Origin of the sequence: Treponema medium (assembly GCF_017161265.1) — a bacterium.
Classification (GTDB): domain Bacteria; phylum Spirochaetota; class Spirochaetia; order Treponematales; family Treponemataceae; genus Treponema; species Treponema medium.
The window spans coordinates 2,142,645-2,158,717 of record NZ_CP031393.1; the positions used below are offsets into that span (position 1 = coordinate 2,142,645).

General features: G+C 47.2%; 15 protein-coding genes. 8 read left to right on the forward strand and 7 right to left on the reverse strand.

The window, feature by feature from the left end:
• The first annotated feature begins 973 nt into the window (after positions 1-973).
• The 8 genes from DWB79_RS09380 to DWB79_RS09415 all read left to right on the forward strand — a co-directional run bounded on the left by DWB79_RS09380 (position 974) and on the right by DWB79_RS09415 (position 9,122).
• Positions 974-2,344 carry a hypothetical protein gene (locus DWB79_RS09380; protein ID WP_016523802.1) on the forward strand — a complete coding sequence of 457 codons (1,371 nt, stop codon included), beginning with the start codon at positions 974-976 and terminating at the stop codon, positions 2,342-2,344.
• 218 nt (positions 2,345-2,562) lie between these two features.
• Positions 2,563-2,847: a NifU family protein gene (locus tag DWB79_RS09385; RefSeq protein ID WP_016523803.1), complete on the forward strand. Its 285-nt coding sequence runs from the start codon at positions 2,563-2,565 to the stop codon at positions 2,845-2,847.
• Entirely contained in the window at positions 2,837-3,571 is a 735-nt protein-coding gene (locus DWB79_RS09390) for a 3-hydroxyacyl-ACP dehydratase FabZ family protein (RefSeq protein ID WP_016523804.1), read from the forward strand. Before DWB79_RS09385 ends, DWB79_RS09390 begins: the two co-directional genes overlap by 11 nt.
• 130 nt (positions 3,572-3,701) lie before the next feature.
• Positions 3,702-5,000, forward strand: a complete 1,299-nt coding sequence (locus tag DWB79_RS09395; RefSeq protein ID WP_016523805.1) for an acetyl-CoA hydrolase/transferase family protein — start codon at positions 3,702-3,704, stop codon at positions 4,998-5,000.
• Positions 5,001-5,885: 885 nt separating this feature from the next.
• Positions 5,886-6,122, forward strand: a complete 237-nt coding sequence (locus tag DWB79_RS09400) for an acyl carrier protein (RefSeq protein ID WP_016523806.1) — start codon at positions 5,886-5,888, stop codon at positions 6,120-6,122.
• Positions 6,123-6,791 carry an MBL fold metallo-hydrolase gene (locus tag DWB79_RS09405; RefSeq protein ID WP_016523807.1) on the forward strand — a complete coding sequence of 223 codons (669 nt, stop codon included), beginning with the start codon at positions 6,123-6,125 and terminating at the stop codon, positions 6,789-6,791. It abuts the gene before it with no gap.
• Positions 6,778-7,851 carry a LuxE/PaaK family acyltransferase gene (locus DWB79_RS09410; protein ID WP_016523808.1) on the forward strand — a complete coding sequence of 358 codons (1,074 nt, stop codon included), beginning with the start codon at positions 6,778-6,780 and terminating at the stop codon, positions 7,849-7,851. Before DWB79_RS09405 ends, DWB79_RS09410 begins: the two co-directional genes overlap by 14 nt.
• Before the next feature lie 5 nt (positions 7,852-7,856).
• On the forward strand, positions 7,857-9,122 hold the full coding sequence (locus tag DWB79_RS09415) for an acyl-CoA reductase (protein ID WP_016523809.1): 1,266 nt from the start codon (positions 7,857-7,859) through the stop codon (positions 9,120-9,122).
• Here DWB79_RS09415 and DWB79_RS09420 read toward each other — a convergent pair.
• The 7 genes from DWB79_RS09420 to DWB79_RS09450 form a co-directional block, all read right to left on the reverse strand.
• A complete protein-coding gene (locus DWB79_RS09420) occupies positions 9,102-9,668 on the reverse strand; it encodes a cyclic nucleotide-binding domain-containing protein (RefSeq protein ID WP_016523810.1) in 567 nt (188 codons plus the stop codon). The two genes, DWB79_RS09415 and DWB79_RS09420, sit on opposite strands and share 21 nt — an antisense overlap.
• A 55-nt stretch (positions 9,669-9,723) precedes the next feature.
• Positions 9,724-10,044: a hypothetical protein gene (locus tag DWB79_RS09425; RefSeq protein ID WP_040859193.1), complete on the reverse strand. Its 321-nt coding sequence runs from the start codon at positions 10,042-10,044 to the stop codon at positions 9,724-9,726.
• 230 nt (positions 10,045-10,274) lie between these two features.
• Positions 10,275-11,468: an HD domain-containing protein gene (locus DWB79_RS09430; RefSeq protein ID WP_016523811.1), complete on the reverse strand. Its 1,194-nt coding sequence runs from the start codon at positions 11,466-11,468 to the stop codon at positions 10,275-10,277.
• Positions 11,469-11,754: 286 nt separating this feature from the next.
• The gene (locus DWB79_RS09435; protein WP_016523812.1) at positions 11,755-12,474 is read right to left on the reverse strand and encodes a hypothetical protein; all 720 of its coding nucleotides are present in this window, start codon (positions 12,472-12,474) and stop codon (positions 11,755-11,757) included.
• A gap of 1 nt (position 12,475) precedes the next feature.
• Positions 12,476-14,167 carry a DNA repair protein RecN gene (gene recN / locus DWB79_RS09440; protein WP_016523813.1) on the reverse strand — a complete coding sequence of 564 codons (1,692 nt, stop codon included), beginning with the start codon at positions 14,165-14,167 and terminating at the stop codon, positions 12,476-12,478.
• Positions 14,168-14,188: 21 nt separating this feature from the next.
• Positions 14,189-15,040: an NAD(+)/NADH kinase gene (locus DWB79_RS09445; protein WP_016523814.1), complete on the reverse strand. Its 852-nt coding sequence runs from the start codon at positions 15,038-15,040 to the stop codon at positions 14,189-14,191.
• Positions 15,041-15,049: 9 nt separating this feature from the next.
• On the reverse strand, positions 15,050-16,072 hold the full coding sequence (locus DWB79_RS09450; RefSeq protein ID WP_016523815.1) for a DegT/DnrJ/EryC1/StrS family aminotransferase: 1,023 nt from the start codon (positions 16,070-16,072) through the stop codon (positions 15,050-15,052).
• Position 16,073: the final 1 nt, after the last annotated feature.

Consider the following 16,073-nt stretch of genomic DNA (forward strand, 5'->3'; position numbering starts at 1 on the left):
CTCGACGTGCAAAAGCACGCCTGTGGATAATTTTTGTTCATGCCTCATATCTATCTCGCCTATTTTTAAAAGGCTAACGGAAAAACTGCTTCCAAAATCACAGTCTCTTATTCTAGGATTTTTATCTATATCATCATCTGCCTGATATATTTGTTCTTTTACCGGAAAACTGTGCGAAATTTTATTCGTGCGGAGGGTTTAATACCCCGACGCAAGCGTCGGGGTTGTTGATTTGAAATTTCGCACAGTAAGGAAAAATAAGCACTCTTGTAGCTATCGTTTTTTTTCGATTATCTATGTACTGAGTGTGATGCTCCGCCCCTCTGTAAACCCTGATGGTTTACGTCGGAATACCCGGATGTTGGTTCATTTATGAATCGATTAGGGTAAATGGTTTAAAAATGAACCAATCTGCTGCATGAAAGGCACTTGCTAAAGTTAGATATAGTTTACATTTAAACTGTTTGTATTACTGCTGATGCCCCTATGGAAATGCTAAAAAGCAGCTTTTTTTAAAATAAGATAATTATCGATATAAAATATAGTAAAATGTGGTATTGTTTTTCCTACTTTACGGCGAAGTCTTTGAATGACAGGGTTGGGAAGGTTTAGAAGTATATATGGCAACCGTATTAAAAATATTCCAAACGGTTGCATTCCTTTTGCATGAAATTTTGAAAAAAATTTCATGCGGTTTGTTTTAGAAGAAGGGTAAGCGTATCAGGCAAAATAGACAAAAGCGCAGAATAATGGAGGTTGTGAGACCATTTGAACCGCGAAGAGGTTCAATTCTGGTTTAACAACCTCCACTTATTCTGGGGGCTGTTAAATAATAGTCTGATACGCTTACCCTGATATTTTAGAGGTTGGCATAGATATTGCTTATATATAACTATAACCCGTAGTGTCGAATGACCTTCGGGGTAAATGATAAAGTCTTGATTTAAGAAAAGGCTTTAAGGGGGAATTTTTTATGACAGATGCGCAGATGCAGTTTAAAAGCCGCTATCGTGAGTATGGCGGTGAGCAAGCGTATTGGCCGGCGGGACCGTTTAAAATTCGGTTGCCTTTCATTCACTATGCATGGTCTTTTCCGGAGATGTTTCAAGCACTCTTTATGTGCGCGACCTGTTTGGGGGCTATTCCGGTATTAACCGAAGTCTTGGGCGTAAGCTATGAAGTAGCGTTATCGATGGTTATCATCAACGGCTTCTTTTACACGTTTCATGTGTTACTTGGCGACCCTGTTGTTCCGGGATGGGTTACACCTGCAATTCCGCTGATTACGGCCTTCTTAACAAACGGCTATGTAATGGGACCGGAGCGGACTCAGGCATTGATTGCCGTTCAGATGTGTCTCGGGCTTATCTTTTTGGTATTCGGCATCACCGGTTTGGGCGGTAAGATGGTTAAAGTCGTGCCGAATTCCGTAAAAGCCGGTGTTTTGATGGGTGGTGGTATTGCGGCTGTTTTAGGTGAATTTAAAACTACCGGCCGTTTTGATAAATATCCTATTTCCATCACTATCGGAATTATCGTGGCGTATTTTTGTTTATTCAGCCCGATCTGGGCGGATATGCGTAGGAAGAATAAACTTATCGATTCAATCGGTAAATTCGGAATGCTGCCTGCAATTTTAATTGGTGTCGTAGTGGGGCCGCTCGCCGGCGAATTTGCCATTCCCCATGTACAATGGTGGCCGCTTATTAAAGTGCCGGATTTTGCGGATATTTGGAATCAGCTGTCTCCATTCGCAATCGGATGGCCGAGTATGAAAGTTTGGGCTGCAGCAGTGCCTGTAGCAATTGTTACCTATATTATTGCATTCGGTGACTTTGTTACTTCGGAAGCGCTCATCAGAGAAGCCGATGAAGTTCGGCAGGATGAAAAGATCGACTTTAACGCAAACCGTTCGAACCTCGTCAGCGGTATTCGTAACGTGGCAATGTCAATGACCTGTCCATATACGCAAATGTGCGGCCCGCTGTGGGCAGCTGTTACCGCAGCAGTTTCTCAGCGTTATAAGGAAAGTCCGAAAGCGATGGAATCAATTTACAGCGGTTTCGGTACGTTCCGTCTTTCGACATTCGTAGCCGTTGCATTGCTGCCTATTTCTTCGCTTTTGCAGCCGTCTTTGCCGCTTGCCCTGTCTTTAACGCTGATCGTACAAGGATATATTTGTACGCAGCTTGCGATGAATATGTGCAAAACCAATATTGAACGCGGTATTTGCGGTGTTATGGGCGCTGTTTTAGCAATGCGCGGCGCTGCATGGGGACTTGTTGTCGGTCTTGTTCTTTTTGCACTGCTTTATGATTCGAATAAAAAAGAGGCTGCAAACTAGGCCGAAAAGGCGGAAAACTAATTATCGCCCCCAACGTAGAGCGTTGTCGGGAAACGGCGGGCATTAAGCTCTCCGTATGAATAAATAGTACGAGGCTGTCTTGAAAATAACTGACTTTTGGGACAGCCTCTATGCAGCCGATTAATTCCCTATTCGAGATAAATCGAATGAAGTAATCGGCGCTTTGTAAAAAATCGATTGGCAAAAGGAGGAACGGCATGTACGAAGAGTTGGAAAAAACATTGGACACCTATGTACGTCCGTTGCTGCGGACACATGGCGGCGATATGCAGGTAGTGGATTTTACGGACGGTGTAGTTAAATTCAAATTGCATGGGCATTGTGCCGGCTGTCCTGCTGCCGATTTTACGACGGAGAATCTTATCCAATCAGAGCTGATGGAACACATGCCTGAAGTAAAACGAGCTGTTCTCATACATGAAGTGAGCCAGAGTTTATTGGATGAAGCTCGGTCTATTTTGAAACAGCGCCATGGCGGATAAGATTCCGATCGGTGTGCGCTATTGCGGCGGATGTAACAACCGGTACGACCGTGTTGCCGTTATTCGCCGCCTTGAAACGCTTGTGCCGGAGGTTGAGTTCGTAACGGTACAGCCGGGGACTCCCTATCCGGCCGCGCTTATCGTTGCAGGCTGTCCGACCGATTGTGCAAAGCGCGATGATATTTCCGTACCGGCAGGTCGCTTGTTTAAAATCGGCGGCTGGGAAGACCTTTTACCGGCGAGGGATTTTATTAAAGAAGTTTGTGCGGAAGCGTGTGCGAAACAAGAGGAGCGTTCGTTAACCCATGAGCAAGTGTTGGAAATACTGCCGCAGCGGCCGCCGATGCTGTTTATCGACACGGTCTCTACGCTTGTTCCCGGTAAGGAAGTTAAGGCATCCTTTTCCGTTACGCCTGAATTGAGTTTGTTAAAAGGACACTTTCCCGATAATCCGATATTTCCGGGAGTGTGCGCCGTTGAAGCGATTGCTCAGGCGGCGGACATTTTGCTGTTAACGCTCGATCGGTATGCCGGTAAAACCCCGCTCTTTATGGGAATTAAAAAAGCGAACTTCCGTAAAAAAATTCTTTTGGGCGATACGCTCGAAATCTACAGTACACTTTTGGAAGAGCGGGTGGAATTAGGCTGGGTGAGCTGCCGCGGCCAAATCTTTTCGGACGGTGATTTAGCCGCCGATGCCGAAGTAACCCTTGCCATGCGGTAAGGGAACGGATGTTTTTAAAGAAATACTCGGGAATCGCAGTTTCCGAGCACTCTTAACGGGTTTTGAAATACGTTTGTGTAGCGCACGAACGTATTTCAAAACATAAAAAATGTATGGAAAGGAGTATCGTATGTCTGATTGGAAGAAGTATTATCAGGAGCATTTGACAACTGCTGCAGAGGCTGTCAAGCACATTAAGTCGGGAAACCGCGTTGTGATCGGCCATGCCTGCGGTGAACCTGCTCACTTGGTGAATGCGATGGTGGATAACGCTGCGGCATATAAAAATGTCGAAATCGTTCACATGGTTGCAATGGGCGGCGGTAAGTATTGCCAGCCTGAATATGCCGAAAACTTTCGGCACAATGCGCTGTTTGTCGGCGGAAGCACACGCGAAGCGGTTGCTGCAGGACGTGCGGATTATACGCCGTGCTTCTTTTTTGAAATTCCCCGGCTGTTCAGAACAACCTTACCGGTCGATGTGGCAATGGTAACCGTCAGCCCGCCCGATGAGAACGGTATGTGCTCACTCGGCGTATCCGTCGATTACACACAGGAAGCGGTAAAACAGGCAAAAACCGTTATCGCGCAGGTCAATAAGGAAATGCCGTGGACAGGCCCGAACAGTCTCGTTTCGGTACAAGACCTCGACTTTATTGTCGAGTATGATGAACCGTTAATTGAATTGCCGCCGCCTAAGATCGGCGATATAGAAAGAGCAATCGGAGAGCATTGCGCCTCGCTTATTCCCGACGGAGCAACTCTCCAGCTCGGTATCGGCGCTATTCCCGACGCCGTTCTGTTGTTCCTTAAAGGTAAAAAAGATTTGGGTATCCACTCCGAAATGTTCTCGGACGGCGTAGTCGAACTTGCAGAAGCGGGTGTTATTACCAACAAGAAAAAGACGCTGCATCCCGGGAAGTTTATCGTCAACTTCTTGATGGGTACCAAAAGACTGTATGATTTTGTCAATCATAACCCCGATGTCGATATGCGTCCGGTCGACTATGTGAATAACCCGTTCATCGTTGCACAGAACGATTATTTGATTTCGATTAACTCCTGCGTACAGGTAGATTTGATGGGACAGGTCGCTTCCGAAACCATCGGGCTTAAGCAGTTCTCCGGCGTCGGCGGACAGGTTGACTTTGTGCGCGGCGCATCCGCAAGCAAGGGCGGTGTTTCGATTATGGCAATGCCGGCAACGGTAAAGGGCAAGATTTCGAAGATCGTTCCGCTGTTGGATGAAGGCGCTGCCGTTACCACGAGCCGCAATGATGTGGACTATGTCGTTACCGAATACGGCATTGCCGCGCTGAAAGGCTTGACATTAAAGCAGCGTGCGCATAATCTGATTGCAATTGCGCATCCCGATTTCCGCGAAGAATTAAAAGCTGAATTCGAAAAGCGCTTTAACTGCAAATATTAAAACGGAATATAACGCTGGAATATATTCTTATGGCAGCCGCATCGGATATATTTTAAGCGGCTGCTTTCCTTCTGTACGAAATTTTAAATAAAATTTCGTACGTTTTTTCCGGCTGGAGGGCAAACGCATCAGGCAGAGTAGATAAAAAAGCGCAGAATAATTGAGGCTGTGAGACCATTTGAACCAACGGTTCAACTCTGGTTGAATGGCCTCAATTATTCTGCGGGAAACACGAACATTGTACTTCCTTGTACAATGTTCGTGTCAAGTTTTTCTAGCGAAAAACTTGCTGCTGATTAGTATCGCCGCCATCCGTGGCGGATATGGAAGAAACAACCTGATGCGTTTTTCCTGAGAGCGTTATTCGCGTTAGGGATTGAAGGGGCGCCGTTGTAATTTTTCAAAACTATAACGGCGGTACATAAAACGGCTCATTGGAGCCGTTTTATACTAGACCTATTCGATAACTGCGTTGTCGAATAGGTCGCCGAGTTCTAAATCGCACAAATAGCACGATTTAGAACATCGCATTTTAAGGTAACCTGTTCAGAAACGGAAGTTTCCGAACAGGTTTAGTGCAATCCCCGAAAAGCCCGACGGTCAGTCAAAATGTTTCGGATGAGGATATTTTGACCGACCGGAACGCCCAATATAATTAAAAATTACAGGCTGTTTAAAAACTGAAAGCCTATCGGCTTTTTCTGTAAGGAAATTATTCATTATATCCGCTAAAGCGGATTGCGAAACAGTTTTTGAACAGTTTCCTTAGATTTAGATGCGATGTTTTAAATTAAGTCATTGATATACAAGAACTTAATTTAAAACTCGTCGGGGATGGCGAAAAAAGTAACCGACTTTTGAGACATCCCCTTGGCGGAGATGGAAATGACAAATCTTGAAAAATATGACCGCATTTTTTTACAAAATTTTCCGGTGAAACAAGAGGATTTACCCGGATTAAAGTACCGCGGTTTGAAAGAATGGGATTCGGTTGGGCACATGGATTTGGTGGGTCTTATTGAAGAAACGTTCGGAATTAATTTAAGTACGCTGGATGTTTTGGAATTTTCAACTTACGAGAAAGGCAAAACGATTCTGGCGAAATACGGTGTAGAGATTTAAGTGTCTGCCGTAGCGATTTCGGTGTGGACGGAGCCTCTGGCCGAAAGCAACTGCTATATTATATACGAACATAAAGAAAGACACGGGAACGAGGTTGCTCCCTGCGTGGTGATTGATCCGAACGATCCTTCGGGGCCGCTTTCGGTGTTGGAGCAAAAAGGCTTGCGGCCTGAATGGATACTTTTAACGCATGAGCACTGCGACCATACGGCCGGTTTGGAGCCGATGAGGGAGCGCTTTCCTGATGCACAGGTGATGGCGAGTGAGCAGTGCAATATCGGGATGCAGAATGCGCGGCTTAATATGTCGCGGATGATGGAAGTGTATCTCACTTTTTTCGGCAAGTCGGGCGTGTCTTATACCCCGTTTGTGTGCCGCCCTGCGGATAAAACATATAACGAAGCCTGTATGTTGGGCTGGCGCGGGCATACGTTCCGCTTTGTGCCGTTGCCCGGGCATACCGCAGGCAGTGTCGGTATTTTTCTTGATGACGATATTTTTTTTTCGGGCGATTATTTGTTGCCGGGCAGGGAAGTGATTTTGCGGCTTCCCGGCGGCAGTGAAAAAGACTATCACGAAATCACAGAACCTTTCTTAGCAACATTACCTGTCGGTATTCATATTTATCCCGGCCACGGCAAGGATTATAACTATCATGACCATAGATAAATTTATACAGCTGAAACCGTATTCATTGACGCATCAAGAAAAAGCGGCGGCGTACACCGAACTGCTGACGAAACGGACGGCGTTTCACCGTAGCCATTGCGAGCCGTATGGACGGCTGTTAAAGGCCTTAGGAATTCCGGAGAACGCTGTTTTTTCTACGGAGACGGCGCCGATGCTGCCGGTATCGGTTTTTAAGGAGCTTCCACTCAAGAGTGTTCCCGAAGAAGCGATTTTTAAAACGCTCACCTCATCGGGAACGACCGGTCAGCGTGTTTCGCAGATTTATTTGGATGCGGAAACGGCGGCGAATCAGCAGCAGGTGCTGTACCGGATTATTGCCGATTTTGCCGGTGAAAATAGAATTCCCTATTTGGTATTCGATACGAAAAAAACGCTGCGGGACAGGAAGATGTTTTCGGCACGGGGAGCCGGTATCTTGGGCTTCTCTTTGCTGGCTTCCCGTACCTGTTACGCGCTTGATGAAAATATGGAGCTGGATATTCCGGCTGTTCAAAACTTTCTTGCCGAACATGCGAATGAGCCGGTGCTCGCCTTCGGTTTTACCTTTATCATCTATAAACACGTAATCCGTGTTCTTGAAGAAAAAAAAATACGCTTCGATATTCCGAATGGGATACTGATACACGGCGGCGGCTGGAAGAACCTCATTAACGAGGCTGTTTCTCCGGAAGAGTTTAAAGCGCGAATAACCGCTGCGACCGGCATTGCGCGTATCAGCAACTATTACGGTATGGCGGAACAGACCGGTTGTATTTATATGGAATGCCCTGAGGGGCATTTGCACGCAAGCATTTGGTCTGACGTGCTTTTTAGGCGAGCAAAGGATTTCAGCGTGTGCGGTGTCGGGGAGCAGGGGATTGTGCAGGTGCTGTCGCCGCTGCCCGGATCGTTCCCGGGACATTCACTGTTGACTGAGGATACCGGTGTGCTGTTGGGAGAGGATGACTGTCCCTGCGGGCGGCTCGGTAAGTATTTTTCCATTACCGGACGTATCCCGCGCGCGGAAATAAGGGGATGCAGCGACACGTATGAAGGATGATGCCCATGCAAACGAAAACCGATGAAGTTATCATATCGCCGCAAAGCGCCGTAATAAGCAGGCAAATTACTGATCCAAGCAGTGATAAAAAAGCCGCCGTAACATTGTTGGCAGGTGTTTTGCAGCCGGAAAGAGAACCATATCCCGTGTTTTCACCTGAGGCAATGGAGTTCCTTGCTGCGGTATCGGCTGAAATCGGCGCATCGGAACTGCATTCCATACCGGAGATTGCTGCATTCGGCTTCTGGTGCCGCAGGGCGCATCTTGAAGCCTTGGCTAAACGCCATGCTTCGCCTTTTCCGCGTCTCGGTCGGGGGCTGGCATTCCACATTGCGCCTTCAAACGTACCGACGATGTTTGCCTATTCATATACAATCGGGCTGCTTGCAGGGAACGCAAACATCGTACGGCTGTCGGAACGGGGCGGCGAAATCGCTACAATGCTCTGCGCCTGCATCGGCCGAGTGCTGGATCGCCCTGAGTTTGAACCAATAAAACGGCGGACATCGTTTATCAGCTATGGCAGGGATGACGCTGTAACCGCTGCGTATATGGCAGAGTGCGATGCGCGGGTAGTGTGGGGCGGGGACGAAACAATACGCCGCATACGTGCACTGCCGCTTCCGCCTCATGCAGTTGAACTGGTATTCCCCGACCGCTGGTCGTTTGCGCTGTTCAGTCAAGCGGCGTTTTCCCAAGCGGATGAAGAAACGCTCGCCGCATGGGTGCACCGGTTTTACAACGATACGTATTTGATGGATCAAAATGCCTGTTCCGCCCCGCACCTTGTCGTGTGGGAAAACGATGGCGGTAACCCCGAAGTCCGCTTCCGCTGGTGGGAAAAAGTTGCGGCGGAGGCTCAAGCGGCGTACCGGTTCGGCGCTTATCAAGCGGCGCGGAAATACGAGCAGTTGTGCCTTTCTGCGATGACCTTGCCGGCGGATGTTTCTGTCAAACAGTATGCGGGTAACCTTTTATATGTCGCAAGTCTTACAGCGCTGCCCGCCAATGCGGTGGAGACGCTGCGCGGAACATTCGGCTTTTTCTTTGAAACCGAAATCCGCAATAAAGAGGAACTACTGCCGCTGCTTTCGTTCAAGGTGCAGACGCTCTGCGCGGAAGGCTATCGGCGGGAAGAACTTGCGCACTTTTTTGCGCAGCGACGTTCGGCAGGTATTGACCGAATCGTCGCGTTGGGGCAGGCGATGGAGATGGACACTATTTGGGACGGTAAAGATTTAATCGCGGAATTATCGCGCCTCATCGTTTGAGCCGGAGCTGTCGTCTTGTTCAGTCTCTTGGAACATATCGACCATTGCGGTTAAATATTCCTGTGCAAATTCCATACTGCGTTCATCGGCAAGCTCTTCGTTTGCGCTGCGCAGCTTTTGCAAAAGACTGAAAACGATATATGTCATCATTACTAATCCCGCCTTGGGATAAGCGTTAATATATTTTTTGAACTGACTGCGGGAAAGGATTAGTACGACGGTATCTTCGGCAGCGCGTACCGTTGCGGTACTGAGTTCATCCTCCAGAAGCGCCGATTCACCAACCGAAGCGTGATCTTTTAGCGTTGCAACGTGTACCTGCTTATTCCATTTTCCCTGCTTTATCACGTCAAGAGAGCCGCTCATTAAAATATACAAATCGGCGTTTATAGTACCTTCCGCAATCAGCACCTCACCTTCGTCAAATGCGCAAAGTTGGGAAAACTGTGCAAGTGCCTCAAGTTCTTCCTCGTCGATGCAGGATAAAAAAGATACGGCTGATAATTCATTCCGCAACAGCGGTAACGGGATTTCTACAATATTCATCTTCTCTACTCCATAGGGTAATTACATCAGACACTTTTGAAAATATACGGCGCATCTACTGCGTCGCACTGTCAAAAGCGTACTTCCGTGTACGCTTTTGACGGCGAGTTTCGGTCAGAGCCGAAACATCGCTTCTGTTTAAGCTAGCGGCATCCGTGCCGCTTCTGAAAATCATCAACGTATCAGAGCGGACAGGATGTCCGTGGTTCCGCGCAGCAGCGATGTTTTTGCATTGCAAAAACTCGCCATCAACAAATGTATACGGATGTACATTTGTTGATGAGGTATCTACACCATCTATTTTCAAAAGGCTTACACTGCAGAACCGCCACGGATGGCGGTGGTTCCATGCAGCAGCGATGTTTTGTGCACGCACAAAACTCGCCTTCAACTGTTGTACATGGATGTACAACAGTTGAAGATGGTTCAAATGGTCTCACAGCCTATTTATTCTGCGATTCTTATTTATTCGTCTGGATCGATTACCCTTCTCATTTAAAATAAACTGCACAAAATTTTATTCAAAATTTTGTGCAGAAGGAAGGCAACCGCTTTAATTATTTTCGGTGCGGTTGCCCTGTTACCCACCTCTTATGTACACGCCTTTTAGCGGTATGATTCGAAAAAGCTTTCTAGGGAAAAGCCGTTGATGACGGTGTTTTTGCCGTAGTGGTGCAGGATGTTGGCTCTGCCTTCTTCCAGCTGTTCCGACCGGATGCCGAAGTTGATGGAACTGTCGGCTTCCACGAAGGCTGCGATGTGATCTGCTGCACGGATCAGTTTACCGTCAATCCCGCAGAACTCAGGCGCCGCGTATGTTGTATTCAATTCTTCGCTTGTTACGCAGCGGATTTCTCCGTTCAATGTAATGCGGTTTTCAAATTCATTCTGAATAAAGTACAGCACCTCTTCGCGGTAAAAGTCGTCCATCAGCGGGAGCAATTCCTTTGCAACGATTTCATCTTCAATATGCTTAACCACTTCGGGCAGACGATCGGTTGCTTGCTTTACCGGAGAAATAATATCGCGGGTAACCGCTTCCGGTAAGTCGTGGAACAACGCTGCAAAAAAGTTAATCGAAAGCCGATGCGGCGCCAGCTTGAGTGTACGGCTCATTAAGAAAACCAGTGCGGCAACAAAGTACGAATGTCCGAGTACCGTCGTTGCCGGTACCCGCGGCGTTTGATTCCAACGGGTTTGAAACCGCAGTTTTTCAATTTCGGTAATAAAATAGTATGGCTGTTGCCGCGTTGTCAAAAGCTGTACGCCCTTTAAGTCCATAAAATCAGCGATATCAGTCTCCAAGCATTTGTCGATTTCAGTCAACCGGAAGGGTTCGTTTACCATGCGGATCATATCGACTTCACGCATTGCCGAATATTTATGTGCAGCGCGCAGTACCCGAAAACTTATATCCGTAGGATCAACCGGATCAAAGAGATAGGCTGCAAATTCATCAAGAAAAAGCGGATCGGTGATAATTGTCTTGTATTTATCGAGTACCCAGCAGTTGAGCTTTTTGTATTCTTCGGGATATTCCGAGCGGATAATGCGCTGTACCGGCGACTTCATATCACAGAGTGCAATTCGGCGGAGCAGTTCAAAGAACGAATGATTAATGATGGTAAGCCAATTGACCGTCCGTCCATTCTTTTCTTCATATTTACCGATGATAAAACTGAGGAACATTTTTTCTGCCGTCTTATCCATCTCGACAATATCAAAGGGGCGGACTAAATCATTCCACCGCTGAATGGAAAACGCTTCAAAAAGTTTACATACGATTTCTTTGTTAAACATTTTATTTCTCTTTTGCCTGTGTTATACTTTCTTTCGCTTCTGTAAATCTTTTTCCATCTTCTCGGACCATATACCGATTTGCCGTTTTACTTCTTCCGCCGCGCTTCGCTCATTCAGCAAAATATGCATACGCCGCGCTGCCAGGGATTCCGCATTATAAATAAAAACACATGAAATCTATGTTCTAAACCATAGAAAAGTCTTTACACTTGAAGGTATGAAGCCTTTTTTACGATTAAAAACTTGGTTTTTTGTTACGTATAGCAGTGGTTTCACTGAATTTTATCTACAAAAGCTTATAATGCGGAATCCCTGGCCGCGCTGCCTCTAAATATTGAATGGCAAGCCTGAAATCTTCTATACTAGAAGTTGCTGTTTCGTAGCGCGCACGGTATTGATCGGCTGCTTGCAGTAACAGCTTTTTTACCAGTTTAAGATGGAACATCGTGCTTTCATAGTCCGGTGAACGTGGATCAAAGCCTGTTTCTGCAGTATCCTTTAAATCAAGGATATTTTTAGCAACCGTTGCGTACCGTCCTTGAATTTCTACAAACGACCACTTCCATTTCGTATTATCGCTATATGCGCGGATCACAAGGTCTATCACTAGCCCTAATTTCCGAATTAAATAAAATCGTTGTTTTTGCGGTACGTGTTCGATCTTACGTACTTTCTCTTCATAGTCGGAAAAAGGGGCGTCGATAAAGTTTGAAACAATTTCTTCAAGATTGATAATAACCTTATATACCGCTTTTCGTGCTTCATTGAGTAGTGTTTCATTTTTCCGATTTAAAAAAGAGACTGCTATTTGGTATTGGGCCAAATAGAGCGTCACCATGTATATCAGTTCATCAACGAGCATGATTTTTTTATACATGCCGCCTTCAGGATCTTTTGCGATAAGCTCTGCCATCGCTTTTTCCTGCTTGAGTATTTGATTGATTTCCTCCTGATAGTAACGGAGCTGTTCTTCGTATATGTTTGTACCTTGTTGTGGATTATCCATATCATATTATCCTATGCGTCTTCGATAATAACTCTTTTGCGTGAATACGTGAAGCGGCGCTCACCTCATCGCCTGCAAGCATCCGTGCAATTTCTTCAATACGAGTTTCTCCGTTTATTGTTTTGGCAGATGTGCGGCTTGTATGTTCGGATTGTATCTTCAGTATCTTAATATGAGTATCGGCAGCAGCGGCAATAACTGCAAGGTGCGTAATACAGAGTATTTGCTTATTACCGGCCAATTCTTTCAGGTGTTCCGCAACGGTGCGGGCAACCTCACCGCCGATACCTGTATCTATTTCGTCGAATACAAGGGTATCCGCTTCGTCGGCGGCAGTCAGGACGGTTTTGAGCGCCAGCATAACTCGCGAAAGTTCGCCTCCCGACGCTATTTTGTTGAGTGGTTTGACCGGTTCTCCCGGATTAGTGCTGATTAAAAATTCCACCGAATCAAACCCGTAGAGACCGGCAGTCTGCTTGTTTCCGTTCGGTTCGGCTGCCGTAACCTGCACGGTAAATACCACCTTGGGCATGCCGAGGCGGGTGAGGGTAGTTTGAATTTTCTGTTGAAGCTCCGCTGCGGCAGCTTTCCGCTTTTGAGAAAGGGCGGTACCGGCTGCAAACAGTTTTGCTTCAAGCGCGGGGACTTCTTTTTCCAGAGCGGTTTTATCCTGCTCGCTTTCGCCGAGGGAATCCAGCTCTGATTGTGCGGCCTCCCGATAGGCGAGGACATCCTTGATGGTTGCGCCGTATTTTTTCTTGAGCTTATTGATAAGGGAAATTCGCTCCTGCACCTGTTCCAGCCGGTCGGGATCAAATACCAGTTTTGAAAGATAGGAGCTGAAAAATTCACCGATATCCTGCATTTCGTAGTAGGCATTTTCTATCCGCTCGGCATATTCCTGAACGGCGGGATCGATAGCCGCAACGCTGTCGGAGATATGCTGTAGTTTTTTGAGCTGCGGCACAATGCCCTGTTCCTGCGTACAGAGGGTTTGCAGCGTCTCGACCTGCTCGTACAGTTTTTCGTACTGGCAGAGCTTTGTTTCTTCCGCCTCAAGCGCCTCGTCTTCGTCCGGCTGTAAGCGGGCGTTGTCGATTTCTTCGATGACGAATGCGAGATAGTCTACCCGTTCGGTACGCTCTTTTTCGGAATGGCCTATCGTTTCCAGTTTTGCTTTTATTTCGGCGAGGCGGGTATAAAGGAGGCTGAATGCCCGTACCTCATCAAGGATGCCTGCGTAGGAATCTAAAAAACGGCGGTGTTCCGCTGTTTTAAAAAGAGATTGATGGTCATGCTGACCGTGGATATCAACTAAAAAGGAGGTGAATGCTTCAAGCTCGGCGCGAGAAACTTGCGTGTCTTGAATCCAAATACCGCCGCGACCGTTTTCTTTCAGTGTGCGTCGTAACAATATCCGGTTGTTTTCCGGTTCTATGCCTCGCTCGTCAAGCCATGCGGCGGCTTCTGGATGAGTGTTTGCAAGGTAGAATGTACCGGATACCGCCGCTTCGGCAGCGCCAGTGCGAATAATATCCGCGGTAACCTTTCCTCCGAGCAAAAAGCTGAGCGCTCCGATTAAAATGGATTTACCCGCGCCGGTTTCTCCCGACAGTACATTCAAATGAGCGTTAAAATCGAGAGAAAGCTCATCGATAAGCGCAATATTTTTTACCGAAATGGTTTCGAGCACATCAACCTCCGCGCTGCAGTGTTATTCCTGCAACGGACTTCCCGACCACGCTAATTTTGACCGGAGCGCCGTGTAAAATGCCTCCGGTGAACACCCGATGAGTTTTAATCGGTGGCGCGACATCTTAATCTCAATTTTGTCGCCTTCGCAGAGTGGAAACAACTCCTGTCCGTCTATAGATACAATAACATCTTTTTGGCGATTATGCAAAACCTCAATACGCATCGTACCGGAAGCAGGTAGCACGACCGGCCGGTTTGACAGGGAAAATGCCGAGATGGGTGTAAGAACAAAGGCGGCAACCGTCGGATCCATAATCGGGCCGCCGGAGGCTGCCGAATATGCAGTAGAACCGGTCGGGCTCGACACGATAACGCCGTCCGCCCGATATACGCCGAAAGAGATGCCGTTAAACGAAAGCGCGAGGTTGATCAGCTTTGCAATGCCGCCGCCTGAAACAACAACATCGTTGAGCGCATCGAAGGAGCCGACGCATTCGCCGTTACGATACACGGCGGTGGAAAGCATCAGCCGTTCGTGGTGTTCCGCATTTCCTGCGAGGTATTCTCCAAGCGCTTGTTTCCAGTGTGCCGGTTCAACTCCGGCAATAAAGCCAAATTCACCGAGGTTAATAGGAAATACCGGTATTTTTTTAGGCGCACAGTACCGCGCTGCAAACAGCACCGTACCGTCCCCCCCAAGGCTGACAGCAAAATCATACCGTTTCCGTATCGGCTTGGCAGGAGACAATCCGTCATATTCATAAATGTCAGTTTGAATCCCGTTTTCTTGCAAAAACTCCGGCAGCTCCTTGGATATCTCCGCTGCGTGCGGTTTGTAGGTTGTTAAGATGATAATGGCGTTCTTTTGCATACGTATCCGTTACGGCAGTGTCCCCAATACTTTTGCAATTTTTGCCGCATTATTGATGCCAAGCCGAGGATAGAGCGGAAAGAGCACAGTTCGCAGTAAAAGCGACGCCGCATTGATGCTTTTATTTTCTTCTTTTAAAAAGTCCGCAATGGAATTGGTAAAGGCGAGCTCTATTTCGATATCTTTACGGTTAACGTACTGTTTTACATCTTTAAAGCCGCTTTCCAGTATCACCGGAAAGGAATAAACAGGATTTTTTACCCTTTCGGAGAATACGAGCGGCTTATGCCTTGTCTGTAAAAGCGCACGGAGATACAACTCCCGCATTTCGTCACGAAGCAGGAGATTTTTTTCCATATTTTTAAGCTGCACAAAGGCGAGGGATGCATTGATATCCGGCAAAAAATCGGTTATCGGAATAGTTTCCGCCATATTTTTTAGTACGGAGGCATTACGCCGTTCTACGGCAATCAAGATACCGCCGCCGCCGCCCGTTAAAATATCCCTCTCTTCAAGTCCCAGTATTGCAAACGAACCGAACGTTCCAACCCGTTTTTCTCCGTACAGGGCGCCGGCGCTTTGGGAAATATCTTCGATAATCGGAATTGAAAGAGCGGCAAACGCATCCATATCGGGTACATTGCCGAGTGTTTCGTGTAGTACCAGCACTCTGCCGCCTTGCTTAATCCCTTCCTCAACCGCTTCGAGCGTAACCAAGCCGGTTAACGGATCAACATCCAAAACAATCGGTGTCAATCCATTGCGCACTACTTCAGTATACTGCCACGAAGGGGCGAGCGCCGATAATAATATCCCCGCTTTTTCAGGGAGGTCGAACATCTTCAGCGCATAGACCAAGGCCATCGCCGGACTGCGTAGCGCAATAGCACCTTCGGCTCCGTAGAGTTCGCGTACCAATTTAATGAGTTTTTGATTCATCTCGCCCGGGCCGATTTTTTCTTCAACCATGCAGGTGAGTACGGCATCCATTTCCGAGCGGCGGATGGTAGAGCTATAAACAGGTATCGACATG

What these genes read in the sequence shown, in the direction of transcription:
- DWB79_RS09380 (WP_016523802.1), top strand. Translation starts at nt 974, where the DNA reads ATGACAGATGCGCAGATGCAGTTTAAAAGCCGCTATCGTGAGTATGGC.
- DWB79_RS09385 (WP_016523803.1), top strand. Translation starts at nt 2,563, where the DNA reads ATGTACGAAGAGTTGGAAAAAACATTGGACACCTATGTACGTCCGTTG.
- DWB79_RS09390 (WP_016523804.1), top strand. Translation starts at nt 2,837, where the DNA reads ATGGCGGATAAGATTCCGATCGGTGTGCGCTATTGCGGCGGATGTAAC.
- DWB79_RS09395 (WP_016523805.1), top strand. Translation starts at nt 3,702, where the DNA reads ATGTCTGATTGGAAGAAGTATTATCAGGAGCATTTGACAACTGCTGCA.
- DWB79_RS09400 (WP_016523806.1), top strand. Translation starts at nt 5,886, where the DNA reads ATGACAAATCTTGAAAAATATGACCGCATTTTTTTACAAAATTTTCCG.
- DWB79_RS09410 (WP_016523808.1), top strand. Translation starts at nt 6,778, where the DNA reads ATGACCATAGATAAATTTATACAGCTGAAACCGTATTCATTGACGCAT.
- DWB79_RS09415 (WP_016523809.1), top strand. Translation starts at nt 7,857, where the DNA reads ATGCAAACGAAAACCGATGAAGTTATCATATCGCCGCAAAGCGCCGTA.
- DWB79_RS09420 (WP_016523810.1), bottom strand. Translation starts at nt 9,668, where the DNA reads ATGAATATTGTAGAAATCCCGTTACCGCTGTTGCGGAATGAATTATCA.
- DWB79_RS09430 (WP_016523811.1), bottom strand. Translation starts at nt 11,468, where the DNA reads ATGTTTAACAAAGAAATCGTATGTAAACTTTTTGAAGCGTTTTCCATT.
- DWB79_RS09435 (WP_016523812.1), bottom strand. Translation starts at nt 12,474, where the DNA reads ATGGATAATCCACAACAAGGTACAAACATATACGAAGAACAGCTCCGT.
- DWB79_RS09445 (WP_016523814.1), bottom strand. Translation starts at nt 15,040, where the DNA reads ATGCAAAAGAACGCCATTATCATCTTAACAACCTACAAACCGCACGCA.
- DWB79_RS09450 (WP_016523815.1), bottom strand. Translation starts at nt 16,072, where the DNA reads ATGTCGATACCTGTTTATAGCTCTACCATCCGCCGCTCGGAAATGGAT.